This is a genomic window from Paenibacillus sp. GD4, assembly GCF_030846225.1.
GTDB lineage: Bacteria > Bacillota > Bacilli > Paenibacillales > NBRC-103111 > Paenibacillus_G > Paenibacillus_G silviterrae.
On record NZ_JAVCYK010000002.1, the window covers coordinates 1,130,442 to 1,155,012 of the forward strand.

Below are 24,571 nucleotides of genomic sequence, written 5' to 3' on the forward strand. Positions count from 1 at the left end.
CCTTGGGTCACTGACGATTACTTAAAAAAGAACTGCGCTGGATGCGCATGGCCCAGATTTCGGAATTCATCGATATCCACCAGCTCCTTCGGAACGTTCCGCAGGTTATTCTTCACAACGGTCAGCGACGGTGTAGGGCCTGTATAACCGATCACCCACTGATTTTTCTGATGCAGCTTGATGATTTCATTGCTGTATTTCAAAATTTCCTCCTGATTTTTGGCTGCCTTCACTTTATCCCAGTTCTCCAGAATTTTGGCTACGTCGCCTTCCGGCTTCACGCCTTCCTTGCCCTGCGATTGGGTATACAGTCCGTAATGACCGAGCCACGGGGTCAGTACCCGGAGCGGAACCAATTCGTCCGGACGATACGCTACGTTCACTAGGTTTACTGTATTCGGGAAAGCCGGCACCTTGTTGCCGTATTTGAGATCCTGCAATGTGCCTTGATCTACGATTTTCAGATCGGTTTTAATGCCTACCGCCTCATAATACTTCTTGATCAGCTCCATAAACGGAGCGTTCGTGGTCGTATCCGTGTAGAAGGTAAGCGCCAGGTCGGAGCCGTCTGCGAACAATCGGAACTTCTGGTTATCCCGCTTGGTTAAGCCGATCTCATCGAGCAGCTTGTTAGCCCTGGCTACGTCATAGGCAGCCCACTGATTTTCCCAGCCCTCCTGATAACCGACCAGCCCTTTCGGTACGGATGCCTGCTGAGGCTTACCTAGCCCGCTGGTAATAATCTCGGATATTTCTTTGCGGTCAACGGCGACGGACAGCGCTTCCCGGAATCGGATATCCTGGAACAAGGTGCGGTACTTCGGATCCTCCGTTGTCTGATTCAATTGAATGCCCGTGCTCGACCAAGCGGTATTCGTCCACTGCAATACGCGGTAATCGCCGCGCTTCTCATTTTCCTTCAGTACCGTGAAATCTTTAAACGTAAATTGGTTCAAATCGTAATTGCCCGCCAAAGAGTCGAGCAGGGATTGGTTAGGGTCCTGTATTTTTTTCAGGTTGATCCTGTCGATATAAGGAAGCTGCTTGCCTTGCTCGTCAACCTTCCAATAATACGGATTCCGCTCCATGACGAACACGTCGCTGTTCGGGTCGTTCTTGGCATGCCATGCTCTCAAGGTTGGAATCTGCGGATAGATCCAGAAATAATAGCCTGTTTCAACAAGGAACGATTTGACGTCCTTAAAGCCCCACTGCTTCGCAATTTCAAGGGCCTTCTCCTCGCCTACAAACTCGGGAAGAATCGTCTTATGGAAGTGAGCGGGGGCAAAAAACCACTTATTGTCTATGGCTACCCGTTCCAAGAATAGTACGCTCGGATACTTATGTTTCACCTTAAAGGTGTAATCATCGACCTTCGTCACTTCCGCCAGGGCTTTCTCCCCTGTGGCCGGGTCAACCGAATAATAGGCATCATAAATTTTCTTGCCGAACGTTTCTTTCTTCAGCATGTGCTCCCAGTAGAAAATAACGTCGTCTGCGGTAAAGGGAGCTCCATCCGACCACTTCATGCCTTTACGCAGATGAATTGTAAATTCCGTCGAATCTGCATTGACCTCATAGCTCTTGGCTACGTTCGGTTCGACGCCGCTGCCGTCCGATTTAAACCGGAACAGCGCCTCCTCCGTCGGCTTGCCGATAGCCCATCGGTCGTTCGGTCCCTTCCACGGCATGCGCCATTCCCCGCCGTATTTGCCGATTTCCTCTACGACGCCTTCCACCATGACGTCTTCCTTTGCAGGAATTCGTTTGTCGAGCGAAGGCAGGCTGCCGGATTTCACGGCTTGAGCCAGCACCGGAGACTCAGTTAAAGCGCTTACAGAAAGAACTGGCGTTTTCGCCGGTGCTGATTTTTCTCCCGCCTTAGCCGGTTCTGTGACCTGCGGTTTGTCGGCCGGCGCCTTCGCCGCGTCATTGCTGTCTTCACAGGCTGCGGCAAAAAGTACAAAGAGCAGCATAAGGACATTCACAGATAATCGCTTCAGCATGCAAATACCCCCTTCAAAGGATAAAAACCTAATGGGCCTTGCTTCTTCATGAAAGCTTGCATGACTTACGTAACGTTACTTCCGTGTCCCCTCCTCTCCTTTTCCATTAAACCGGTTTATTAAACCGGTTTAATGGATGACAAACCTTCACCTTTTTTTGTGCAGAAGCACGTTCTTTTCATAATGCGCTTTAATTGGCAATATATACCGCGTAAGCGCTTACCCAAATCCTATCACATCATTGCTTGTACTTTCAATTACTATATTCTTCTCTTGTAAAAAAAATGCCCTAGTCTTGAAAAGATATCATGTCTCGCTCGAACGCTGCCGTTTGTTTTTGAGCTCCACCAGCGCCCGTACATCGCGAGTCGTAATGGAGAATACGCCCATATCGATAAATTCCTCCATTATCAAAGGATCGTTCACCGTCCAAACATAAAGCGGCAGCCCTAAAGACGCTGCATATTCAAAAAGCTGCTGTCGTACAAGCCCATAATGGATATTGACCCCGACGCATTCCGCTTTCAGAGCATCAAGGCAGGTTTGGCGCATGGCAGCCTCGTAGGGTACCTTCGCAAATAAGCTCTGATCCGCATTCAGCAGCTTCGGCAGCCCGGGGCACAGCCGCTGAACCATTAGCGCGCGATCCCTTTCGCAGCCGGAAAAGTATACGGATTGAGATAATCCGTATCGATGGATCAAGTCCGCTGTCGGCTCAATGCTTTCATCCGCTTTCAGGTCAAGATTCATCTTTACGCCCGACGAAGCAATAAGCGGCATGATGTCTTCCAGCCGAAGAAGCTTCATGGTTTGCACTGTCCCGTTATGCTCTACAGCCACAGTTAATGCTTGAGCTTCCGCATACGTTATCTGGGAGAGGCTGTACCATGTGCCGTCAACCGAACGTACATGATCATCATGAGCAAGCACAGGCACTCCGTCCCGCGTAACTCGGATGTCCTCCTCCACGACGTCCGCCCCGAGCCGAATGCCAGCCTCCACCGATTCCATTGTATTGTCTAATGTCCCCATGCAACCGCTATGTGCGGTTATCATCGGAAATGCTACCATTTTTATGTCTCCTTTCGCCATTTGGATATGGTTGCCCCCCTCTTCCAAGGTTAAGCGCTTAATCCCTTGCTTGAAAATGGTTGCCATTTGTGCGTCAGGCATCTTCCCTCCGGTTCAAAACCGCAGCATAGTAGGCGCTTTTTTCCTCCGCTATCCGTTTAACGCTTTGGAGCTGCTCGATCTTCTGGTTCAGCTTCTCCATATGCTGTGCGAGAAATTGAATGCGTTTCTTAAGCAGCTCATTGATCTCCGTATCTTCCTCGCGCAAAGCCAGCAGACATCCCGACTCGGTGAAAGCCGCAATGTCCTCCAGGCTCATACCCGTCTGCTTCAGCTCATGAATGAATCGAATATATTGCAAATCCTGCTCCTGATAGCTCCGCTGGCCCTGGTAGCGGCTGGGCTTAGGAAGAATTCCTATTTTCTCGTAATATCGCAGTGTGAATGCACTGATTCCCGTTAGTTTCGCCATTTCCCCAATGGAATACAAAATCCGTCCTCCTCCCTTATAAACCGGTTAAGACAATTTTCCCTACGGTGCCGGTGTTCTGTAACATCTGCTGCGCCCGGGCTGCCTCGGCAAGAGGTACCCGGTGCGAAATAATCGGCTGCAGAGTTCTTTTCTCCAGTAGAGAAAGAAGTCGTGCCGCGTCTTCATGATACCAGCTTGGCCGTTTCTGCTTCAAGGTGGTGATGCTGTACATAAACACCTCGGGGCCGTCACTTATATGCTGCCGGTTCGAGAGCAGCTTCCAATCGCGAATCCAATCCTCCTGTGTCGCCTCCCCCAAAGACGAGGTATACCCGTAACCTACGAAACGCCCCCCTCTCTTGAGCGTTTGCATCGACCTTTGCCAGTTGTTTCCCCCAATCGGGTCAAAGACTGCATCTACTCCTCCTGGCACCTTACTTTGGACCAACTCTACGAAATTCTCCGTACGGTAGTCGATCGGACTGGCTCCATACGCGGCAATAACAGGATGCTTCGCCGCTGATGCCGTACCGTACATGGTCAGCTTCGCCAATCTCCCAAGCTCCAGCAATGCCGAACCTACGCCGCCCGCCGCGCCATGGATCAGAATATGATCCCCTTGGGAGACCTTTGCGACGCGATGCAGCATCTGATACGCTGTGACATAATTAAGCAAGACCGCTGCCGCTTGAGCGGGATCGACCGATTCCGGCACCTTCACTGCCTCTTCCGCGGGAGCGTATACATAAGCCGCATAGCCTCCCGTCCCCGAAAACAGAAGCCCGACACGCTCACCCTCGGCCACCTGCTCCACCCCTTCACCGCAAGCATCGACGATCCCCACCACATCATAGCCCGGTGTAAAGGGGGGTTCCGGCGAAGCCGGGTAAACGCCCTCTCTTCGCATTACATCGGCAAGGGCGACACCCGCACTCAGCATCCTCACCCTTATCTCCCCCGGCCCCGGAAGCCGCAGCGGTTCCTCGATCAGCTTTATTACTTCCGGACCCCCGTATTCACTGACAATGATTCGACGGTTTTCCATTTCCCATCTCTCCTATCCCTTTGATGTCACTAGTGAGTTTATTGTAGGGCTTAGAGTTAACTCTAAGTCAAGGGGGATAGGAGATCGACGGTTTTACGCCTGAAGCGTCTGTGCGAGCCAGTCGAAGGACAATCGTCCGCTAACCTCATGCTTGCCTTCAAATAGATCATAACGGAACCGAGCGCCTTCCCCGAGCTCGTCATAAATGACACGCAGGTATTCGATAGCCGTCTTCGTGGTTTCTACCGGAAAAATCGGGTCGTCGATTCCTGCTTCCACAAACAACGGACGGGGAGCCATCAGTGCAAGAACGTCCGGCATCTCCGCATGGGCGAGAATTCCAGGAATGTAATTGCATAAACAATGCCGCATGGCCAAAATACTTCCCCGATACGTGTTGGGGTAGATGCCTACCACCGAAGCCTGAATTCGCGGGTCGAGAGCAGCGGATAGGGAAGCGACGATTCCGCCGCCGGAATGCCCCATGGTTCCAAGACGATCAACCGAAACCTCCGGCCTGCCGGACAAATAATCGGCGGCACGCAGTGCTTCCGCAGCACGTAAGCCGGCGGTCGTTTTTCCGCTCATCATTAAAGAGACGGACAAGTTGTAGCAGGAATTGCCTAATGTCGGATCTTGCCGTTCATCTCGTTCCAGCATACGGTCCCCGAAGCCTACGATCTCGGGTGCCAGCACCACAAGACCTCGGCGGGCCAACTCCAGGGCGATGTTATCCGATGGCTTACCGGTTTCGGGCCTCGGATTTCCGTCCTTGTCCAGACCGACCAATGACCGGCTTCCATACCCGTGCCCGTGCCAAAGCAGCACACCGGGTCTGCGCTCACCGGGCTTCATTGCCTTTGGAATCACGACATAAGCAGGCATACGCAAGCCACCTAGTGTGCTGAATTCTACGCGCTCCCTTACTACTTCCTCCAATTCTACCCGTTCCAGCAGAACCGGGTCTAATCCTTCATTCCCTCGATGAGGCAGGTCAAAATCCCCCAGCGACGTTTGAAGCTCGGAAAGCAACCGATTCCTTTTTGCCCCCCACGGTTCGTTCAGTTCCTCACGCCGTTTCTCCAATTCATCAAACAACTGCATCAAATAAGCGTCGGGCTTTCGCACGGTCGAACCCTCCCATAGCGGTTTTATTGTACATGTTCATAGTATAAACCAACCGTTCATTCCTTGTGCAATCAAGGGGCAAATTTAATTTTACATTATATACCTACTCGAAAAGGCTTCGAAACTTTCCTTGACTTTTTGGAAATAAACGGATAGCATGAAACATGTGAGCGCTTTGAAAGCGTTTACCGAAGGATGCTTATTTGAATACAAATGTGACGGTTGGAGTCCACGAGAAAACCCGAACAATTGGATGCGTTCGCTTGCGAGCCTATCTTATTGTTGGGGTTTTTGTTTTTGTTCGAGGGCTCACCCGACAAGGAGGAGGTGCGTTTCGCGGCTTACGGCTAAGCGGCATGAGGCCTTGGATCAAGTTATAAAAAATGCACAAACAAGGAGGTATCAGGATGTTTCAAGTTCAAGTATTAAGCCTTATTCGAAAGAAATTACTACCTCTCACAATGGTTGTCGTCTCCATTCTTCTTTGGGGAATGTCTGTTTTGCCCGCATTTGCGGCAACTCCCCAGAAGACGGTCAACGCTTCGGCAACTCTTGCTTATAACCTCAAAGGACTTAAACACAACGTGGCTGTACAGAAGGCTTACATCGCTTCAACGTATGTTTATGTGACCCAGCGGTCCGGAGGAACATGCTATCTCTCCAGATTGCTCATCAACGGAAGCGATGCCACCTACGTGGATGAAATGACCATTACGAACAGCGGGCATTGCCAAACGCTAGACATGTATACCTATAACGGAATCAATTACTTTTATTTTAGCTCAAAAGCAGATCCTACTACATCCTATTACTGGTCGCTTCAGGTAGCAAGACTGCAATACTCACCCGGCACGACAGTGGATTATACGGATCTTCGACGGTTCACTTATATGAATTACGCTAATGAAACCGGTTCGAGATTAGGTGAAACGTACCGTGTTGATGGCGGCGGCAACAGTACCCATACGATTTTCCGTGTTCAGACGAAAGAAGGAACCGTAACTTGGACGATTTACGATACGGTAGCCTTGAACCAGCTTCTTGACAGCAATGAACAGGTACGATTGGACAGTGCTGCGGCGGTAGATGCCTGCATTACCAGCTTTACACAGTCGGGCAGCGATATTATCAGACCGAACGGATCCTTCCAGGGTCTTGATATGCTCGGTAGTACGGAAATATATACATCGGGCGGTGCGGAAGGAGACACTCCGCAGATCGCTATGATGTCAAACACAGGAGCCTACAAATCCCTTGTGAAAATTACCAATGTGGGAACTCATGAAATTGAAGGAGTACAGACGAAAAACGGCAACGTTTATTTCACTATCGTTACAGATCCCGTAAATAAAACGAATACGCAGAAAATTTATTACGTTGCCGATAGCGTATTTGAATAAAGCCACCAAACCAATACGAGCTTGCCCGCTTTCGCGGGCAAGCTGCGTTTTTTTATTTGGAATTATAAGCCGCATAACTAACTTACACAGCAACAAGGAGCAGCTCCTTGACGCTGTGTAAGTTATGGATTAAGTACATCTCTATATGACAGCAACAGCTTTCCCATTTCCCTGTTGCAACTCGTACATTTGATAATATTGGCCTTGCTGCGCCATGAGCTGATTGTGTGTGCCTCGTTCAATAATTTCCCCGCGGTCCAGCACGAGAATAAGATCCGCGGCTTTAACCGTAGATAGCCGATGCGCTATGACGAACGTTGTACGACCCTTTTTTACAACGTCCAGCGCCTTCTGTATGATCGCTTCCGTTTCGGAATCAATGTTCGAGGTCGCTTCGTCGAGGATAAGAATCGCCGGATCGAAAGCAAGCGCCCTCGCAAACGAAATCAACTGCCTCTGTCCCGCAGAAAGAGTGCTCCCCTTCTCGATAACAGGCTCATTAATTCCAAGTGGCAGCTGTGTGAGCAATTCAGCCGCGCCCACATCATGCAGCGCCTTCACGATTTGTTCGGTCGAAATGGACGGATTATCAAGTGACACATTGGAGGCAATTGTCCCTGTAAATAAAAATGGATCCTGCAGCACAATACCCATATGCTTACGAAGCGTTTGGCGAGGTAAACTTTCGATTGGGTAACCATCAATCGTAATACTTCCCTTATCTACATCGTAGAACCGGAAAAGCAAATTCAGAATCGAGCTCTTACCTGAACCCGTATGCCCGACAAGAGCAATCGTTTGGCCTTGCTTTGCTTCGAACGAGATTCCCTTCAGTATAGGTTCACCCTTGGCATAAGAGAACCAAACCTTGTCAAACGAAACATTCCCTCGGTATCGCGGTATGTTTCTGTCGGATACGTCCTCTCCCTCCTCATTCATGAGGACAAATACACGATCGGCGCTGACAAGCGCCTGCTCCAGGTTGGGCAGCTGATTCACAATATTGACGACAGGCTGAAACATTCGATTCAAGAGATCAACAAACGCATAGAGTACGCCCAGCGAAATACCGCCTGTTACCGTGCCGAGTGAAACTCCGGAGAAATACCAGATCATTGCGACAAATGCCATATTTCGTAGGGCCCCAACAAGGTTATGGGAGGTTAAGGAGTTCAGATGCAGCAGCTTATTTCGAAACTGATAATACCGCTGATTAAACGCTTCGAACTCCTCTTCCTGCTTCTTTTCCTTGCGGAAAGCCTGTATGATCGGCATCCCCTGGATAGATTCGTTGATCATGCCGTTCATTTCGGAAAGGGTAGAACGTATGACGCGATTGTAATGCGAAGCAAACTTGCGGTAGATAACGATCCATAATGCGAGTACAGGAATGACAAGCAGGCAAATCAGAGCCAACCGATAATCGAGTAAAAGCATCGCCCCTAGTATAGCGACAATATACAATATCCCTGAGAAAAAGTTGGCCAAGACGGTCACGTACAAATCCTTGATGGCGTCCGTATCGTTTGTGATACGGGACACCACTTTTCCCGCCGGTAAATTATCAAAGAACCGAATCGGCAGGCGATTGATATGAGCGAACACATCATCACGCATCCTACGTATAATCCGGTTGGCCGAGGTTTGCAGCCAGTATCGTTGCCCGTAGCTAAAGAGTGCTGAAATGACCGTCATCGCTCCAAAAATCAAAACCAGACGATAAATGCTTGTAAACTCCGGTTTATAGAAATCAAACAATTGTTCCTTTGATAGAGGCTGCTCCTTCTCCTGCATATCCGAATTCATTCGGGCAAAATAAAATGTACCCCCCTCCTGCCGTACCCGACCTTCGCCTCCTCGTTCATGCTCCGGAACCCGGTCGCCTCGCTTCCAATAGACACCGTCATAAAAAACCGCGGCCGCCGTACCCTCTTTCACCTGATACCACGGCTTCTCAATACCCGCTATATGCTCATCAATTATCCTCTTCGCGATAAAAGGTCCCGTGAGTTCCGCTGTAATAGCAATGACCAGCATGACGAGAGCCATAATGATCGTCTTTTTGTATAATAGAGCATAGGTAAACAATCGCTTGATCGGGCGGGCTCTCCGCACCGCTTCGCGGTCTATCTCCCATTCGAAATCCTCACTCATCCGCTGTTTTCCACACCTTTCCTAAGTCTTCATTTCTTCTGCAGCCTGCTGCCGCTCCCATTGTTCCCAATACCATCCTCCAGCCGCAAGAAGCTCCTCGTGTGTACCCATCTCTACGATTCGTCCGTTTTCCAGTACAATGATCTGCTCTGCATGCTGAACAGCCGATAAACGATGCGTGACGATCAGTGTTGTTTTACCGGCACGCGATCGCCGAATGTTCGCGATGATTTCGGCCTCTGTCTTGGCATCCACGGCAGATAATGCATCATCCAGTATCAAAATCTGCGGATTACCGATCAACGCCCGTGCAATGGATACGCGTTGTTTTTGCCCGCCGGAGAGGGCAACGCCTTTCTCGCCCACAAGCGTATCCAAGCCTTTCGGTAGAAATTCCAGATCCTTTTTTAAAGCGGACAGCTCAATGACTTCTCCCAACTGGTCATGGTTTTTACCCAGTACCTTCTGGCCGAATAAAATATTGTCCCGAACCGTTCGCGAGAATAAGAAAGGACTTTGCTGCACATAGCCCAGCCACCCCTTCAAATCATCGAACGCAATTTGCTCCAGCGGCTTTTCCGAGACCGTCAGTTGACCTTGCCCTTTTGGGTACTCGCGAAGCAACTGCCTGATCAGGGTCGTTTTTCCGCTCCCCGTTCGACCAACGATGCCTAATGTTTGGCCCTGTTCTATCCGAAACTTCAATTCATGAAGATTGGTTTCGGCCGACATAGGATATTGGAACGATACTCCTTTAAATTCAATGGCATCTGGTTCTTTTATCCTGATCGCATGAGGTGATTCCACAACATCCGCAGGATAGGACAAGGTTTCGTTCACCCGATCCAACGATGCATTTCCACGCTGCATAATATTAATGAGCTCCCCGATGGCGAACATAGGCCAGATCAGCATCCCAAGATACACGTTAAATGTAACCAGCGTGCCGACGGTCAGCTCGCTATGGAACACAAGATTTGCTCCGTAAACAAGACCAACGATATAGCTGGCCCCGACGATGATCTTAATCGTGGGATCGAATAAAGCATCGATTTTCGCTACGGCGATGTTTTTTTCTAATACGTCTGCCGTAACGCTGCTGAATTTAGCTTCGGCCGCGCGTTCCTGGACGAATGCACGGATCACACGAGTTCCCGATATCGTCTCAAGCACTCCGTCGTTCATTACGCCAAATGCGTCTTGTGCTTCTTTAAACCGTACATGAATCCACTTTCCAAAAAACTGAATAGTGAGAGCAAGAACCGGCAGAGGAACAATCGCGGCCAGCGTTAACTTCCAAGAGATAAAAAACATCATGGCGCCGATTAACGTCATCATCCACACCGTTGCGTCAATAAGAGTTAATATCCCAAAGCCTGCTGTCATAGAAACATCCTTTAGATCGTTTGTTGCCCTTGCCATTAAATCGCCCGTACGATGCTTCTCATAGAAGGATGGGGTCATCTTAAGCAAATGCCGCATGAGCTTTGATCTCAGCAGCCGTTCTACGACAAAAGCACCTCCGAACAGTTGGTACATCCAAATGTAAGTAATCGCATAAATGATTACCGCCAGACCACCCAGCAAAAGTACCGTCTGTGTCACCAAACCCCAATGAAGGCTTCCTTGCTGCATGTGATCAATCATATCTCCCACCAATTTCGGCGGAATAATTTCAATCAACCCAGCTACAATGAGCAGAGGAATCGCGATGCTGTACCTTTTCCACTCTAAACGAAAAAACCAACCCAATTTCCCTAATACCGACAGCAAGTCATCCAACTCTCCCTTCTACATTAACAAAAGCGCATGCCACGAATGAATCGCAACCTGCGCTTTTTGGGCTCGTTATTCATAAGACGCATGATATGGTATTAATGCGCCCTACCACTGAAGCAGGAAGTGATCTTATGTATACTGTTGTAAGACATAGTAAGATGGTTTATTTGTCTAGCAGTGAACATCATACATCGCTCCCTCCGAATGTTTTCAACCTCTTCATTATTTTCCATTTTTTAGTTTCGAGCAAGGGGAAAGTCTGTTTTAGTTGATTTTTACAAATTCAAAAAAGAAACGGCCCCGGTCCTAAGGAACCCAGGACTAAGGCCGCATAAACGATCTATTTTTTTATTGACCGTACTTTTATCTTTCAATGCTTTGGGAGAAACTCAACCATTACGAGCGTTTTGGCCCTTGCGGTATTGACGCTTGGAGCCGTAGGCAGAGGGCTACGAAAAACAAGCAACCTATGAATTACTGTCGGGGCTGCAGTTGACTGAACAAATTAATGGCAAAGAGAAGCACACTAATGACTACTAATAAGGAACTGACAATCGTTATCGGCAGGAACACGGGGACTGTCGGTACGGTGATTTGCATAGCGATCCCAAGCTGCATAACGGGGAATCCGATATTGTATAACCAAAAATGAGTCTTAGCTAATTGGGTTCCGGATGCTTCCGGGTAGAAGTGGTAGATAAGTCCGAACAACGCCATGGACACCCAGCCTAAGAGGTTAATGTGGGCATGCACCGAGGTTAAACTAAAGTTGTGCAGAATGCCCATCGTTATGCCTAAGATAACGCCTACACAAAAATACACTGCAGCGAGCTTAAGAAAAATCTTCTCCATAACGCAGCTCTCCTTCGTTACATGTTGTTTACTTCTTGACAATCGCTTCTAACGATCCGCTGCCATCGTAGTAGGATGGCTTTTTCGTGATGTCCGTAATTACCGGTGGCTGAGTTTCGTTCGGTTTTATTACAATGTCCTTCCCCAGGTTTCGAGCCTGCGGCAAGAATCTACCACTCCCATCGTAATAACTTGGTTTTCCCTGCAAATCTCCCATGTCCTCACTGACTTCGCCTATATTGTCTTCATTAAGATCACCTATGTTCACTACTATACATATACGCACCGCTTTTCTTTAGAATCGCCCCCTACTGAAAAACATGTCGAATGTACTAAAAATAGGATAAATTATAACCGATAGTAGGAATTCATCTTCAGAATCGGCTCGATAATAAAAAAACCGGTTCGTCTCCCAAGTATGGGCCGCGAACCGGTAGGATTCAGTTGTTCCTCCCTTGAAGCGCTTCAATGATTCGGTCGACATCATACACGCTTCCTCGCCAGGTTCCGCCGCTGGCAGCTTGAAGCGCAGCCCAAAGCCTCGTGTCGTCCGGAAGAGACGGATCCGGCGCAACATCCGGGTGAAGCTTTCGGCCGGCAAGCACCTGTGCGCCCTCCTCCGGCGTATAGTTCCGGTCCGCCTCTCCAACGAAATGCAGGCTGCCGCTAAGGTTGACCGGATCTATGATCACTTCAATCCAATCGCCATTCCTCAGCTTGCCGATCGGTCCGCCTGCCAGCGCCTCCGGGCCCACATGGCCGATACAGGCCCCCGTGGATACGCCCGAGAATCTGGCATCCGTGATCAGCGTTACCCGCTTGCCGAAGGACAGATGCTTCAAGGCCGACGTCAACTGATACGTCTCCTCCATCCCCGTGCCGGAAGGGCCTCTTCCGATTAGTACCAGGATGTCTCCGGCTTCGATTCCGCCGGTCTTGATAGCCCGGATGGCATCGCGCTCCGAGACATAGACCTTTGCTCGTCCACGATGCCGAAATACTCCGTCCGCATCGATGACCGATGGATCAATCGAGGTTGACTTGATCACCGACCCTTCGGGAGCTAAATTACCCGTAGGGAACGTAACCGTGGATGTCAATCCCCGTGCTCTTGCCTGCTCCGGGCTCATAATCACCTGATCCGCCTCTACTCCGTCGCACCTCAGGAGTGCTTCCCTTACTTTAGTCCGTCGCTCCGAATGTTCCCACCAGTCTAGCACAGCGCCCAGCTTTTCCCCTGTTACTGTGACTACAGACTCATCCAATAGCCTCATACGACGAAGGTGGAGCATCACCTCGGGAACCCCGCCTGCCAGGTAGGCACGAACCGTCGGATGCGGCTCGGGTCCGTTCGGGAGAACACTGACAAGCCGTGGTACGCTTCGATTGACTTCAATCCAGTCCGACACATCGGGGATCTTTAAGCCCGCTGCATGGGCAATCGCCGGGATGTGCAGCAGCAGGTTCGTCGACCCGCCAAAGGCCGCATGCACGACCATAGCGTTACGGATGGCCCCGTCTGTGAGAATATCGCGTAGCCGAATTCCTTTCTCAATCAGCGTCATGACGGCTCGGGCGGACTGACGGGCCGTCTCTTGCCAGATCGTCTGCCCGGAGGGGGACAAAGCCGCATGCGGTACCGTTAAGCCCAGCGCCTCCGCCACCACCTGCGATGTGGCGGCGGTGCCAAGAAACTGGCAGCCGCCCCCGGGGGTCGCACATGCCCTGCATCCGAGATCGGAGGCATCCTGAAGGGAAAGCTCCCCATTCGCATAACGTGCCCCGATCGTCTGGATTTTGCCGGCGTCCTCTCCGTGGACCGGAGGCAGGGTGACGCCTCCCGGAACGATGATGCCCGGCAAATCACCGGAGCCGGCTACGGCCATCAGCATTGCCGGCATCCCCTTATCGCAGGTGGCGACACCAATCACTGCAGCGCGCGTAGGCAAGGACCGGATGAGGCGGCGGAACACCATGGCTGCATCATTGCGGTAAGGCAATGAATCGAACATCCCTGTCGTCCCCTGACTTCGGCCGTCGCACGGATCGCTGACATAGCCCGCGAACGGAATGCCCCCCATAGCTGTGATTTCCTTCGCTGCGGCTTGCATCAGGAGGCCCACCTCCCAATGCCCTGTATGATAACCTAGAGCAATCGGCGATCCATCCTCAGCCCTTATGCCTCCTTGGGTGCTGAGGAGCAAAACCTGTTTTCCATTCAATCGGGAGGGCGCCCAGCCCATCCCAACGTTCTGAGTCAATCCGAACAGTTCTCCGCTTGGCGCGTTCAATAACATCTCATGTGTCAGAGGGAGCGAGCCTGCCGGACCTTGCGCTGCCGTCTGAAAGGAATACAAGTCTTCCTCCTGACTCTCCATGATGAGCCGGATCACATTAGTCAAGACATCGCCTCCTAGATTATGCTTTTATGAAAACGGTTTTTACGGCTGTAAAAAACTCCATGGCCGCTTGACCCTGCTCTCTGGAATGGGAGCTGGATTGCTTCATACCGCCGAATGGCGCCTGCAGCTCCACACCGGCTGTTTCAGCGTTTACGCGAACCAAGCCTGCATCCATTTCGTTGATAAAAGACAGCATGCTGCCGATATCCTTGGTGAATATCGAGGCGCTGAGCCCCAAATGGATGTCGTTCGCTTTGTCCAAAGCTTCTTGCAGGCTTCCTACTTCGATCAGCGCCAGTACTGGTCCGAAGATCTCCTCCTGTGCAATCGTTGAGGCCGGATCCACCTTGTCAAAAATCGTCGGTTCGACATAGAAGCCATCGGCTAATCCGTCCTCCGCCGGGCGCTTGCCGCCGCATAAGAGCTCGGCCCCTTCCGCAACCCCTTTGTCAATATAGGACAAGACGGTATCGAGCTGCCTCTCGCTCGAGCATGGCCCCATCCAAACTCCCGGCTCAAGGCCATTTCCCAGCTTAAGCTGCATCGTTTTCTCTACCAGAAGCGCCTTGAACTGCTCGTAGATCCCCTTATGTACGAAAACCCGGCTCGTAGCCGTACACTTCTGTCCGGTAGAGCGCAGGCCTCCGCTGATCGTAGCTTCCACAGCCAGCTGAAGGTCCGCGTCCGGAAGAACGATCACCGGATTTTTGCCGCCCATCTCCAATTGATATTTAGCGCCGCGTTCCAGCGCCTTCCGTCCGATCAGCTTGCCAACCTCATTGGAGCCGGTGAAGGTGATCGCCTGGACATCGGGATGGTCCGTCAAAGCGGGACCGATTAAGGAGCCCCTTCCCGTTACAAGGTTGACAACACCGGCCGGAAACCCCGCCTCGGCGAAGCACTCCACAACTAACGCTGCTGTGATCGAGGTTTCTTGAGCAGGCTTAAGCACCACGGTGTTACCGTACACTAAGGCCGGCGCCATTTTCCAAATCGGGATGGCAACAGGAAAGTTCCACGGAGTAATCACGCCTACGACACCAAGGGGGACTCTAGTCGTATACATCAGTGCTTCACCATCGGTGGAAGGGATCACATCGCCCACCTTCCGCATCCCTTCGCCTGCGTAGTAGCGAAGCAGTGCAACGCCGCGGGCCGTCTCGCCCTTAGCCTCGGGCAGTGTCTTCCCCATTTCCCGGGTCATAGTCAATGCAATCTCGTCCAACCGGCGCTCGATAGCATTCGCAGCCTTGTACAAAAACTCCCCTCGCGCGGGCGCCGGCAGTCTCCTCCAAGCCTGCTGCGCCGCTTTGGCAGCCGCTACGGCAAGGTCTACATCCCGAGCGTCCGAGCTCTGGAACCTTCCGACCACCTCGTTGCGATTGGCAGGATTGATACTGGACTCGGTCTGTCCCGTAGCGGATGCCGTCCATTCTCCTCGAATATAATTAAGATACGTAGCTGCTTTCTCCAAAGCTTGCATCCGTTCACTTCCTCCTCATGATTCTTAGAATGTCGGCCCGATTCGCCATAGGCCAAAGTCATACTGCTTCAGAATCTCCGCCTTGGTCAGCTTGCCGGAGCAAACCTCCAGCAGCTCGTCATACAAGCGCTCGCCCACGGCCTCAATGGATTCTGTTCCCTCAATAATGGTTCCCGCGTTGAAGTCGATATTGTCGTTCATCCGTTCAAAGATAGGGGTATTGGTTGCAATCTTGATCACAGGAGCAATAGGCGAGCCGGTAGGAGTCCCTCTTCCGGTGGTGAACAATACGATCTGGGCGCCGCCGGCTGTCATTCCCGTCATTTGCTCGATATCGTGCCCCGGGGTATCCATCCATACCAAGCCCTTCTTGGAAGGCTTCTCCGCGTATTGGATCAGCTCTTCGAGCGGACGGCTGCCGGCCTTGTTCGCCGCCCCCAACGACTTCTCCTCGAGCGAGCTGAGTCCACCCTTGATATTCCCCGGACTCGGATTGCCCGTACGAATGTCGATTCCCATGGCATATGCCCGCTTCTCCATCGCTTCGATGACTTCGTAGACCCTCTTCGCAACCTGCTCATTCACAGCCCTCCGAGCCAGCAGGTGCTCCGCGCCGATAAGCTCCGTTGTCTCGGCCAGAATGGAGGTGCCCCCCTCGTCGACGATTTTATCGCTGACAACGCCGACTGCCGGATTGGCCGATAATCCGGAGCAGGCATCCGACCCGCCGCACTCGGTGCCGACAATCAGCTCGCTAAGGGAGCAAAGCTCGCGGCGAAGCCTGCTCGCCTCCTGTACCATGCGTGCCGCTACCTTGGCTCCCTCGGCGATAGCCATAAGCGTTCCGCCGTGATCCTGAATGGACACAACCTCCACCGGCTTGCCGCTCTTCGCGATCTCACCGGCAACACTCCTCGCTTGATGCGTCTCGCATCCCAGCCCAAGCACCACCACGCCATAGACATTGGGGTTAAGCCCCATTCCGACATAGGTACGAAAGGTTTGATCGTAATCGATTCCTACTTGAGCGCAGCCGTGCTGATGAATGAAGGATACCGTTCCCTGCACAAGCTCGGTGATTTGCTTTGCCGCTTGGGCTGCACAGGTGATCGTCGGCAGGATCAGAATATGATTGCGGATCCCCACGGTCCCGTCATGTCTGCGAAACCCCCAGAATTGTCCCCTTGTCATTGCCGGTCACCCCTTCCCCTCTTTCCCTCCAGATTGTGGACATGAACATGTGCCCCGGAAGGAATGTTACATAACGCCGTGCCGATAACCTCGCCATATTTCAGGATATCCTCGCCTTGCGCAATATCTCTCACAGCAAACTTGTGTCCAAACTCGATGCCTTCCTTCACGGTGACAGTGAAGCTTTGATCTTGGCACGTAATGGCCAGCGTCTCGCCCGGTTCAAGGTTCACCAGGGATATCGCAACGTGATCCTGAGGCTTAATCATCACTACCTTCGCACGCGTTACCATGCTTACCGCCTCCTAAGCCGTCCTCATGGTATTGAGAAGTGTACCGATTCCTGAAATTTCGATCTCAACCACATCTCCATCCTGTAAGGTAAACTCGTTAGGAGGTACGATGCAGGTTCCCGTCAGCAGTACGGTGCCATCGAACACTTCGTTATCTCTCGTTAGAAAAGAGACAAGCTCCTCCAGCTTTCGCTTAAGCTGGGATGTACTGGCCGTTCCCTCAGTAACCAAGCTGCCGTTTCTATAGATCCTGCAAGCGATTGCAAATTGATACGGGTTTTCCACAACATCGGCCAACAGGACGGAAGGCCCTAAGGAACATGAGCGTCTCCACATCTTGGCCTGCGGCAAGTAGAGCGGGTTCTCCCCCTCAATATCCCGACAGCTGAGATCGTTGCCTGCGGTATATCCGATGATTCGCCCTTTGCTGTCGAGCACCAGCCCTAGCTCCGGTTCGGGTATCTGCCACGTCGAGTCACTCCGAAGACACATCTCATCCCCAGGCCCTACGGTACGTGCCGCTGTTGATTTCATGAATAACTCCGGCCTCACGGCATCATAGACCTTGTCATAGAAGGTGGTTGCATCGAGTTTGCCTCCGGTTGCTTCATAATTGCGGGCTTCCCGGCTTCGCTCATAGGTTACGCCCGCAGCCCAAACCTCAGGAGCTACCACGGGGACCGTAAGCCTCAAACTCTCTACACTTTCCTCAATAGGTTCTGTTTCTTCCATCCATGATTTCACCCACGTAAGCGGACTTTGTCCTTCGTCCTCCGCTTGTCGGATCAGCTCCTGCAGATGCTTCTGCGGCAGCGGATAGACGCGGCCTTCCTCCGTGCATGCCGCAAGTACCGGCTCCTTCTCGACGGGCACATAACGAATGATTCTCATATTTCCCCTCCGCGTTTGTTTTATATTATAAAACGATGTTTTATAATTGATTCAAGTAAGAAGGACTTACCTTATAAGTCCTCTTCAAGCAGCTCTATCTTCTGTTCGTCCATCCATTCCCAAGCTGATGTGATAATAATTCTCCGGTTTCCAGCAGCAGCTTCGTATAGCTGTCACGTTCTTGTTCCGTTACCCTCGACACAAGCATGGAGATGCTCATTGCCGCAACGACATCCCCCGTATGGTTCATTAGAGGGACTGCGATACAATAAACACCCGGCTCGTTTTCTTGATTATCCACGGCGTAGCCCTTATCCCGAACCTTAGCCAGTTCTTCAAGAAAACGCTCCTCTGATGCTATCGTATGCTCCGTATGAGAAACGTAGGAATAATTTTTTAATATGGATTGCAGCTTCTCCGACGGTGCAAAAGCGATCAGCGCTTTACCAACCGCACTGCAATGCAAGGGAATCCTTCTACCGATTCGGGAGTAACGGATGACCGCCTTGGGGCCGTCTACTTTATCGATATATACCCCTTCCTTACCGTCCAGCACCACAAGATGTACAGTCTGCCCGGTAGTATGGCATAGCTGTTCGAGTTCTCTTTTGGCCACTTGGCGAATGTCAAGACTATCCGTTAATTGGCCGCTTCGCTCGAGCAGCTTCAAACCTAAACGATACTTCCCGTTGTCCGGATTTTGTTGAATGTAGTTGTAAGCCTGAAGCGTCTTCAGCAGTGAGTGCACGGTGCTCTTGTGAAGATCCATCCGGGTGCTGATCTCAGAAATCTTGAGCTCAGGATGAAACTCGTCAAACAAATCAAGAATTTGCAATGCTCTTTCTACGGATTGAATGATAGGAATTGCCCTACCCTCCCTTTGTTTTACATTATAAAACCATATTTTGCTATTACAACCATACTATACTACAGCCTTCAACTTCTGTGAAGCGTCGTCATTACAAAATGATGGGCGATGGATGATCCGTACACCGTACAATCATTTTTGACGACAAGCTGCCCTTCCTCCAGACAAATTTCTCCCTTGTATTCATAAAAGCCATTGACTTTGGGACAAATCATAGAGCCTGTCCTGTTTTAGTTCAGTAAAGGATTTAAAGATTCTTATCTGTTAAGAAAACCGCCTTGGTGAAAAGGCGGCTTATTGAGCTATCGTAACTTTTTGTTTAACTTTTGTATCACATCAAATAGTGAGTAAAGAAGATTTCTTTTCAATCACAGCTTTTATTGTTGAAACACTTTGTTCGATTGATTGATTTGTTGTGTCAATAATATTGGATTCATAGTGACCCAAATTGTTAAATTGCTCCCACATTTTTTCTACCAACTCAATGTTGGCATCTTCGTCCAATTTGGAACGATTGATTGCTCGTTTCATTGTTTCTTCTTTAGTTGCTCTTAAGATAATGTAATGTACTTCATAATTATCTTGTACGGCTTTTAGCCACGGCTCTAAGAACCAAGGACCAACAATTCCATCTATAATCACATCGAACCCACCACGTGCAAAACGTTTTGCAGCTTCCAAAAAGGCTTCAATAACAATTAAGTTTTGTTCTTGCGATTCCGGTAAAAATGGAGGTATTGCTCCCTTATGAATATAGTGATAGAAATCATCAGTGTGCATATGTACCGACTTTGATAAATTAGACTCTTCAGCAACAATTGATGCCGTTGTACTTTTACCAGTCCCTGGTGAACCGGTAATTATAATAATTCTCCCTGGTTTCATAAATATTCTCCTTAATTAAATTATGGCTAAAAACAACACCCTTCAACCTACCTTGAACTGTAACCCTGTTTGTGGACATTGAAATAAACACCTAGCATAACTATGCTGCTACTAGATGGCTCCTGTACTCGTCAGGGGTCATCTTTTTTAATTCCCATTGAAAACGTTCCGAATTGTAAAAGTGGATGTATTCCTCTATTCGGGCTTGTAGTTCTTCAAAAGTTAAAGAGGTGGTGTCATCCAGATCATCCTTCATATGCCCGAAAAAAGACTCCATAGGGGCATTGTCCCAACAATTTCCCTTACGGGACATGGACTGCTTAAGGCCTGCTCGTTGTATACGCTTTTGAAAGCTAGGATGTGTGTAGTGCATCCCTTGGTCCGAATGTATCATTGCCTCCGGGTGGATGGTGCCGTGCAAACGTTCAAAAAGCTTGTCCAGGGTTCGATCTACTATAGACATTTCTAACGATTTCGAAAGGTGATGAGCCAAGATTTGTTTGGTTGCTCCGTCCTTTACACATGAAAAATAAGCCATGAGGCCCTTTTCGTAAGGGATGTAAGTAATGTCCGTCAGCAACACCTTTTCGGGTTCGCCTTGATCAAACTGACGATTAAGTAGGTTCGGGCAAGTCTTATGCTCTTGAGTTGCCTTAGCCATCTTTCGGTAGGGGTTTGGTCTGCGAATCTTTGCCACAAGACCATACTTACGCATAATCCTCCGGATCTTCTTATGATTCATTGTCACATGATCATGTTGCTCTAGATGCATTTTAATCACTAGAGCCCCGGCTTTGCCCTTTAACTTGTTGAACTGGCGTTTAATGATCTCTAAATCCTTCTCGTCAGCAAGTTCCTTAGCCTGACGTTTCTCTTCACCTTGTAACCAGCGATAATATCCACTTCTACTCACTCCAGCAAGCTCACAAAGGAAACGTATCGTGCCCTCAAGCGAGTACAGTCGAATGGTTTGGTTAATGAGTTCAAAGTACTCGGAGGCGGTTAGGGATTCTTGCGCTTCACCTTCCCCTCTAGTACCTCGAGCTTTTTTAGGAAGTCATTCTCCGCTTCAAGTAATTTGATCCTCGCTTCAGCACGTTTTAATTGTTCTTCCACAGACAAACCTTCAACTGGCTTTCGGCCTGTAGCACCTTTACCGCGGCGTTCTTCTAGAAGTCCGTCCTCTCCACATGCTGAGTGAGCTGCTCTCCAACGTTTCAAGCACTCATTGGGCTTACGATTACCTATGATCGATAACTGAAATCCGGCTTCTATAAATATTTGCTGTGGCGGTTTGCCTTGTTGGTATGCCTTGAGAGCATTTATTTTAAACTCTGGTGAATACGTGATCGCCTTTTCTGATACGTGTAGTACATTAGGATTCTGTTCTAACTGTCTGATTTCAAGCGCCGTAAAGCGACGTCTGTTTACTGGGGACTTATTGCTATCTGTCATTTTAGACTTCGCTCCTCTCTGATAACATCCATTATAAACGTAAATAACCCGGAAGGTGGGCACTTTTTTCAAAGTGTCCACCTTCCGGGTCACAGTTCACCTGTTAGCTTAACAAGAATAAGCAGAAAGTCGAAGTTTGGTGTTCGTGTCGGTCACAGTAAACAGGCACGATTTAACCTTTGGCTTTTCCGCCACGTTTACGTGGCTTACGTTTGGCAATATTCCGCTTACCTTTTTCCGAGTTTATTTATGCCGGCATAGGTGTTTCCATCGGTATGGCGTATCCTTTTTTTTGTAGGTATATCAATAAAAGTTCTTCTTACTCTCTTTAGGGACTTTTTTTGTTGGTACAGCCTATACAGCATTAATGTTAGGGATTCAGTTAGGCTGCTCTCACGAGGCCATCGCACCTTTATGTCGTAGTGAAAAAATGTACGCATAATGTTGTCGTAATCTTGCGACAATATTATGCGTCTTTTGGTTATAGAACCTAGATATACCAATAGATCGGCAGACTTTGGGATATCCCACGAAAAGTGAAGTTTTCGTATATTCCAAGTATTTGCATAATGCTCTGTAGTAAATTGGCAGCTCATTTTCATTCTTGTTGGTTATCTGGACTTGTAAAAATAAACCCAAAACAACGATCCCCACTAACATCGATTAGTGGGGTCGTTGTTTTGGGTTACAATTAGAAACGACTCACTGACTCGTTCAGCTCGTTGGCCATTTTTGACAGTGCATTGGTTGAAGCAGTTACCTCTTAAATAGAAGCGATTTGTTTCTGTGGCTGCCGATACGGACTGCGTTTCTAAGTTATTTGCTGCGGCGATATAGATTTGATCATCTTAAGACGTTCGCTGTCACTTGTGAACGGTCTTATCACGATGAATTGAATAGATCAGCGAAAAGTTCAGCAGGGCTAAGCGGCCCATTATAGGAACGAGCAGCCTACATAGTAGCTGAGCCACGAACTAGACGGCGTCCCTAATGAGTGTTTGGTATTATGCTGAAATCTTGTTACTACACGAAGTCTGTTGTGGTTGATCAACAAGACAGTAGCCGGCATTGTAAGAAACCTGATTTAAAACGACGAAACCTGAAATTAACACAATTTCTTTTTCAGAAGTTCCTTTTTCATGAAGTTCTTTGCAATCCAAGCAATAGTAGTTCACGGCACTTCTCTCCTTTGTCTCCGAGTAACCGCTTTCCAAAATTGTACTATTAATAGGAACTGCTCGTCTATAGCGTTATTTTGACATCGCGCTTACGGAAATAAAAAGCGTAGAAGACCGTTATCCGTCTAGGATACGGTCTTTCCAAGTTTGTTTATTTTTACGAGAATGTTCTTAGTTACTACCTTAAGTAACTTTCAACGGAAGTGTTGCCTTATTGCTGGGATTATAATGATTCTGTAAATGACGATATCATATTTCTAAGGATCAATATATCATCGACGAAAAGCTTGAGCCTCCTGTTTTGGACAATCTTAAAGGAGAGAGTTAATTAGCCAGTCGTAGAAAAAAAGCAAGCAGTTCGAGATCGACTGCCTGCCGGTTTGATCCTTATACCTAACTCACAAATTCATTGGGGTGTCGCTTCATTAACTCTTCGTCCGCTTCGCCACGCTCCGATTGCTTAAGCCACTCGATATACTCCTTGAGATGACCTTTGGCGTGGAAGGGTCCGCCCTCCTTCATGACCGTCCATAGCGGGTCCGTATCAAACGGCATGGATTTCATTTGATCATCATGCCATTGGTTTAATAAATACACCGCATCTTTCCTAAGGACCAAGTTCTCTTCAGCGATATCAACTTGTTCGTATGGATCGTTCTTTAGATTATAGAGCATTTCCTCAGGAAACAAATGATAACCATCGTGATAGGTACGAATGTAGATCCAGTCGCCGAACCTCACGCTGCGCTGGCATACATGCACGCATTGGGAAACCACCAGATAATCGCGTCCGCACTCCCGTCCGTCTAGCAAAGCAGGTGCATAGCTCTTTCCGTCCCAGCCGGTGCAGGGTTGTTTATTAAGCAGCTCCGCCAGTGTAGGCGCCAGATCCAGATGATAATGAAAGCCCGTGTCGATATGCCCGCTTCTCATCCCTGGCCAACGAATAATCATAGGTATGTGACAGGTTCCCTGATCGGCAGTGCCATGCTCGAGGAGCATTATACCGAGCCTTTTGATCTAAGCAGCTTAGCCAGGGAGCTTCATCTTTCAAAGCATCATGTGTCGCATTTATTCCGGTCTGAAACGGGGGGCAGCATCACTGAATATGTGATCGATGCTTTCCTTCTGGCAGGATTCGAAATGTGATTTCCTGACGTTGAATTCCTTGTTATACTAAATGAATCAGTTCATTTGCTTTCCGAATGACTCAACCACATCCGTAATCGACGTTAGAATGGTATGAAGCGAACCTGAAAGAGAGGCGAGTTTAAAGTGACGAAGAAACAAGAAATCATTCCGTTGCTTCTAAAGATGGATGCGGGCGGCAGGCCTTTCCCGGTCCATGCGGCGGCGCTTTGGGACGGGGAAGAAGCGACACTCGTCGATACCGGTATCCCAGGGCAGCTTGATGTGATCCGATATGCGTTGGAAGAGCATCATATTCCGTTCGAACGGGTGACCCGTATCCTGATCACGCATCAAGACCGCGATCATATCGGCAGCTTACCGGAGCTTGTCGAGGCCGGCGGGGGACGGATCGAGGTGTTGTGCCACGAAACCGGCAGACCGTATCTTGAAGGAGAGACACCGCTCGTTAAAAACGGAACGCTCGCCACGCCTGTTAAGGTTACCGGCACGTTTCGGGACGGGGAGATTCTGCCGATCGCGGGAGGCCTACGCGTCATCTATACCCCGGGACATACGCCGGATCATACGAGCTTCTACCACGAGTCGAGCCGCACACTAATCTCCGGCGACGCGTTGACTGCTCAGGACCACGTCCTACTGCCGTTCAACCCGAACTTCACCTCGGATAAGGAGGAAGCACTACGCTCGATCGAGAAGCTGTTGGAGCTTAAGATAGAGACGGTGATCGCGTACCACGGCGGGGTCTGCATCGGAAACATCCGGGAACGCCTTCTTGAAATCGTGGGTACGATGCGGGGGGCATAGAGCTTTATCGGTTGGTCGTCATCAGAGCCAAGGACGGGTAAACGTCCTTGGCTCCCTTGGTT

Annotated in this window: 21 protein-coding genes; 3 read left to right on the plus strand and 18 right to left on the minus strand. The window is 49.6% G+C overall.

Annotated elements, in window-relative coordinates:
• Window positions 1–17: 17 nt before the first annotated feature.
• The 5 genes from RAC89_RS27780 to RAC89_RS27800 all read right to left on the minus strand — a co-directional run bounded on the left by RAC89_RS27780 (window position 18) and on the right by RAC89_RS27800 (window position 5,722).
• Window positions 18–2,006: an ABC transporter substrate-binding protein gene (locus RAC89_RS27780; RefSeq protein ID WP_306616961.1), complete on the minus strand. Its 1,989-nt coding sequence runs from the start codon at window positions 2,004–2,006 to the stop codon at window positions 18–20.
• Window positions 2,007–2,312: 306 nt separating this feature from the next.
• A complete protein-coding gene (locus RAC89_RS27785) occupies window positions 2,313–3,077 on the minus strand; it encodes a glycerophosphodiester phosphodiesterase (protein ID WP_306616962.1) in 765 nt (254 codons plus the stop codon).
• Window positions 3,078–3,171: 94 nt separating this feature from the next.
• Window positions 3,172–3,567 carry a MerR family transcriptional regulator gene (locus RAC89_RS27790; protein ID WP_306616963.1) on the minus strand — a complete coding sequence of 132 codons (396 nt, stop codon included), beginning with the start codon at window positions 3,565–3,567 and terminating at the stop codon, window positions 3,172–3,174.
• Window positions 3,568–3,583: 16 nt separating this feature from the next.
• Window positions 3,584–4,594, minus strand: coding sequence for a medium chain dehydrogenase/reductase family protein (locus RAC89_RS27795; RefSeq protein WP_306616964.1), 1,011 nt, complete (start codon window positions 4,592–4,594; stop codon window positions 3,584–3,586).
• A 93-nt stretch (window positions 4,595–4,687) separates the two neighbouring features.
• Window positions 4,688–5,722, minus strand: a complete 1,035-nt coding sequence (locus RAC89_RS27800) for a dienelactone hydrolase family protein (protein WP_306616965.1) — start codon at window positions 5,720–5,722, stop codon at window positions 4,688–4,690.
• A 407-nt stretch (window positions 5,723–6,129) separates the two neighbouring features.
• On the opposite strand from RAC89_RS27800, the gene RAC89_RS27805 reads away from it, so the two are divergent.
• Window positions 6,130–7,122: a phage baseplate protein gene (locus RAC89_RS27805; protein WP_306616966.1), complete on the plus strand. Its 993-nt coding sequence runs from the start codon at window positions 6,130–6,132 to the stop codon at window positions 7,120–7,122.
• 141 nt (window positions 7,123–7,263) lie between these two features.
• On the opposite strand, the gene RAC89_RS27810 is transcribed toward RAC89_RS27805, so the two are convergent.
• The 13 genes from RAC89_RS27810 to RAC89_RS27870 all read right to left on the minus strand — a co-directional run bounded on the left by RAC89_RS27810 (window position 7,264) and on the right by RAC89_RS27870 (window position 23,507).
• The gene (locus RAC89_RS27810; protein WP_306616967.1) at window positions 7,264–9,276 is read right to left on the minus strand and encodes an ABC transporter ATP-binding protein; all 2,013 of its coding nucleotides are present in this window, start codon (window positions 9,274–9,276) and stop codon (window positions 7,264–7,266) included.
• 21 nt (window positions 9,277–9,297) lie between these two features.
• Entirely contained in the window at window positions 9,298–11,049 is a 1,752-nt protein-coding gene (locus RAC89_RS27815) for an ABC transporter ATP-binding protein (protein WP_306616968.1), read from the minus strand.
• A gap of 480 nt (window positions 11,050–11,529) precedes the next feature.
• Entirely contained in the window at window positions 11,530–11,907 is a 378-nt protein-coding gene (locus tag RAC89_RS27820) for a cbb3-type cytochrome c oxidase subunit I (protein ID WP_306616969.1), read from the minus strand.
• A gap of 28 nt (window positions 11,908–11,935) precedes the next feature.
• The gene (locus RAC89_RS27825) at window positions 11,936–12,073 is read right to left on the minus strand and encodes a hypothetical protein (RefSeq protein ID WP_306616970.1); all 138 of its coding nucleotides are present in this window, start codon (window positions 12,071–12,073) and stop codon (window positions 11,936–11,938) included.
• A gap of 274 nt (window positions 12,074–12,347) precedes the next feature.
• Window positions 12,348–14,285 (minus strand): YjhG/YagF family D-xylonate dehydratase, encoded by a 1,938-nt coding sequence (locus RAC89_RS27830; RefSeq protein WP_306617826.1) that lies wholly within the window; start codon window positions 14,283–14,285, stop codon window positions 12,348–12,350.
• Window positions 14,286–14,325: 40 nt separating this feature from the next.
• On the minus strand, window positions 14,326–15,792 hold the full coding sequence (gene gucD / locus RAC89_RS27835) for an alpha-ketoglutaric semialdehyde dehydrogenase GucD (RefSeq protein ID WP_306616971.1): 1,467 nt from the start codon (window positions 15,790–15,792) through the stop codon (window positions 14,326–14,328).
• Window positions 15,793–15,816: 24 nt separating this feature from the next.
• A complete protein-coding gene (locus RAC89_RS27840) occupies window positions 15,817–16,983 on the minus strand; it encodes a UxaA family hydrolase (RefSeq protein ID WP_306616972.1) in 1,167 nt (388 codons plus the stop codon).
• Complete coding sequence (locus RAC89_RS27845) at window positions 16,980–17,276, minus strand: UxaA family hydrolase (RefSeq protein WP_306616973.1); 297 nt, start codon at window positions 17,274–17,276, stop codon at window positions 16,980–16,982. Before RAC89_RS27845 ends, RAC89_RS27840 begins: the two co-directional genes overlap by 4 nt.
• A gap of 12 nt (window positions 17,277–17,288) precedes the next feature.
• Entirely contained in the window at window positions 17,289–18,167 is an 879-nt protein-coding gene (locus tag RAC89_RS27850; RefSeq protein WP_306616974.1) for a fumarylacetoacetate hydrolase family protein, read from the minus strand.
• Between the two features lie 94 nt (window positions 18,168–18,261).
• Window positions 18,262–19,032, minus strand: a complete 771-nt coding sequence (locus RAC89_RS27855; RefSeq protein ID WP_306617827.1) for an IclR family transcriptional regulator — start codon at window positions 19,030–19,032, stop codon at window positions 18,262–18,264.
• Between the two features lie 339 nt (window positions 19,033–19,371).
• Window positions 19,372–19,920 (minus strand): P-loop nucleotide/nucleoside kinase family protein, encoded by a 549-nt coding sequence (locus tag RAC89_RS27860; RefSeq protein WP_306616975.1) that lies wholly within the window; start codon window positions 19,918–19,920, stop codon window positions 19,372–19,374.
• Window positions 19,921–20,020: 100 nt separating this feature from the next.
• A protein-coding gene (locus RAC89_RS27865) for an IS3 family transposase (protein ID WP_306615740.1) occupies window positions 20,021–21,375 on the minus strand; the annotation gives its coding sequence in 2 pieces (ribosomal slippage) (window positions 20,021–20,979 and window positions 20,979–21,375; 1,356 coding nt in all).
• Window positions 21,376–22,946: 1,571 nt separating this feature from the next.
• Window positions 22,947–23,507: an alkaline phosphatase family protein gene (locus RAC89_RS27870; RefSeq protein WP_306616976.1), complete on the minus strand. Its 561-nt coding sequence runs from the start codon at window positions 23,505–23,507 to the stop codon at window positions 22,947–22,949.
• Window positions 23,508–23,540: 33 nt separating this feature from the next.
• Here RAC89_RS27870 and RAC89_RS31795 point away from each other — a divergent pair, with 33 nt between their 5' ends.
• Complete coding sequence (locus RAC89_RS31795; protein WP_373430115.1) at window positions 23,541–23,702, plus strand: AraC family transcriptional regulator; 162 nt, start codon at window positions 23,541–23,543, stop codon at window positions 23,700–23,702.
• Window positions 23,703–23,828: 126 nt separating this feature from the next.
• Window positions 23,829–24,509: an MBL fold metallo-hydrolase gene (locus RAC89_RS27875; RefSeq protein ID WP_306616977.1), complete on the plus strand. Its 681-nt coding sequence runs from the start codon at window positions 23,829–23,831 to the stop codon at window positions 24,507–24,509.
• The last annotated feature ends 62 nt before the right edge of the window (window positions 24,510–24,571 follow it).

Bases quoted from the DNA above. Each gene is read 5' to 3' on its own strand.
- RAC89_RS27780 (WP_306616961.1), bottom strand. From the start codon at position 2,006: ATGCTGAAGCGATTATCTGTGAATGTCCTTATGCTGCTCTTTGTACTT.
- RAC89_RS27785 (WP_306616962.1), bottom strand. From the start codon at position 3,077: ATGGTAGCATTTCCGATGATAACCGCACATAGCGGTTGCATGGGGACA.
- RAC89_RS27795 (WP_306616964.1), bottom strand. From the start codon at position 4,594: ATGGAAAACCGTCGAATCATTGTCAGTGAATACGGGGGTCCGGAAGTA.
- RAC89_RS27805 (WP_306616966.1), top strand. From the start codon at position 6,130: ATGTTTCAAGTTCAAGTATTAAGCCTTATTCGAAAGAAATTACTACCT.
- RAC89_RS27810 (WP_306616967.1), bottom strand. From the start codon at position 9,276: ATGAGTGAGGATTTCGAATGGGAGATAGACCGCGAAGCGGTGCGGAGA.
- RAC89_RS27820 (WP_306616969.1), bottom strand. From the start codon at position 11,907: ATGGAGAAGATTTTTCTTAAGCTCGCTGCAGTGTATTTTTGTGTAGGC.
- RAC89_RS27830 (WP_306617826.1), bottom strand. From the start codon at position 14,285: ATGGAGAGTCAGGAGGAAGACTTGTATTCCTTTCAGACGGCAGCGCAA.
- gucD (WP_306616971.1), bottom strand. From the start codon at position 15,792: ATGCAAGCTTTGGAGAAAGCAGCTACGTATCTTAATTATATTCGAGGA.
- RAC89_RS27840 (WP_306616972.1), bottom strand. From the start codon at position 16,983: ATGACAAGGGGACAATTCTGGGGGTTTCGCAGACATGACGGGACCGTG.
- RAC89_RS27845 (WP_306616973.1), bottom strand. From the start codon at position 17,276: ATGGTAACGCGTGCGAAGGTAGTGATGATTAAGCCTCAGGATCACGTT.
- RAC89_RS27850 (WP_306616974.1), bottom strand. From the start codon at position 18,167: ATGAGAATCATTCGTTATGTGCCCGTCGAGAAGGAGCCGGTACTTGCG.
- RAC89_RS27860 (WP_306616975.1), bottom strand. From the start codon at position 19,920: ATGAAACCAGGGAGAATTATTATAATTACCGGTTCACCAGGGACTGGT.
- RAC89_RS27870 (WP_306616976.1), bottom strand. From the start codon at position 23,507: ATGATTATTCGTTGGCCAGGGATGAGAAGCGGGCATATCGACACGGGC.
- RAC89_RS31795 (WP_373430115.1), top strand. From the start codon at position 23,541: ATGCTCGAGGAGCATTATACCGAGCCTTTTGATCTAAGCAGCTTAGCC.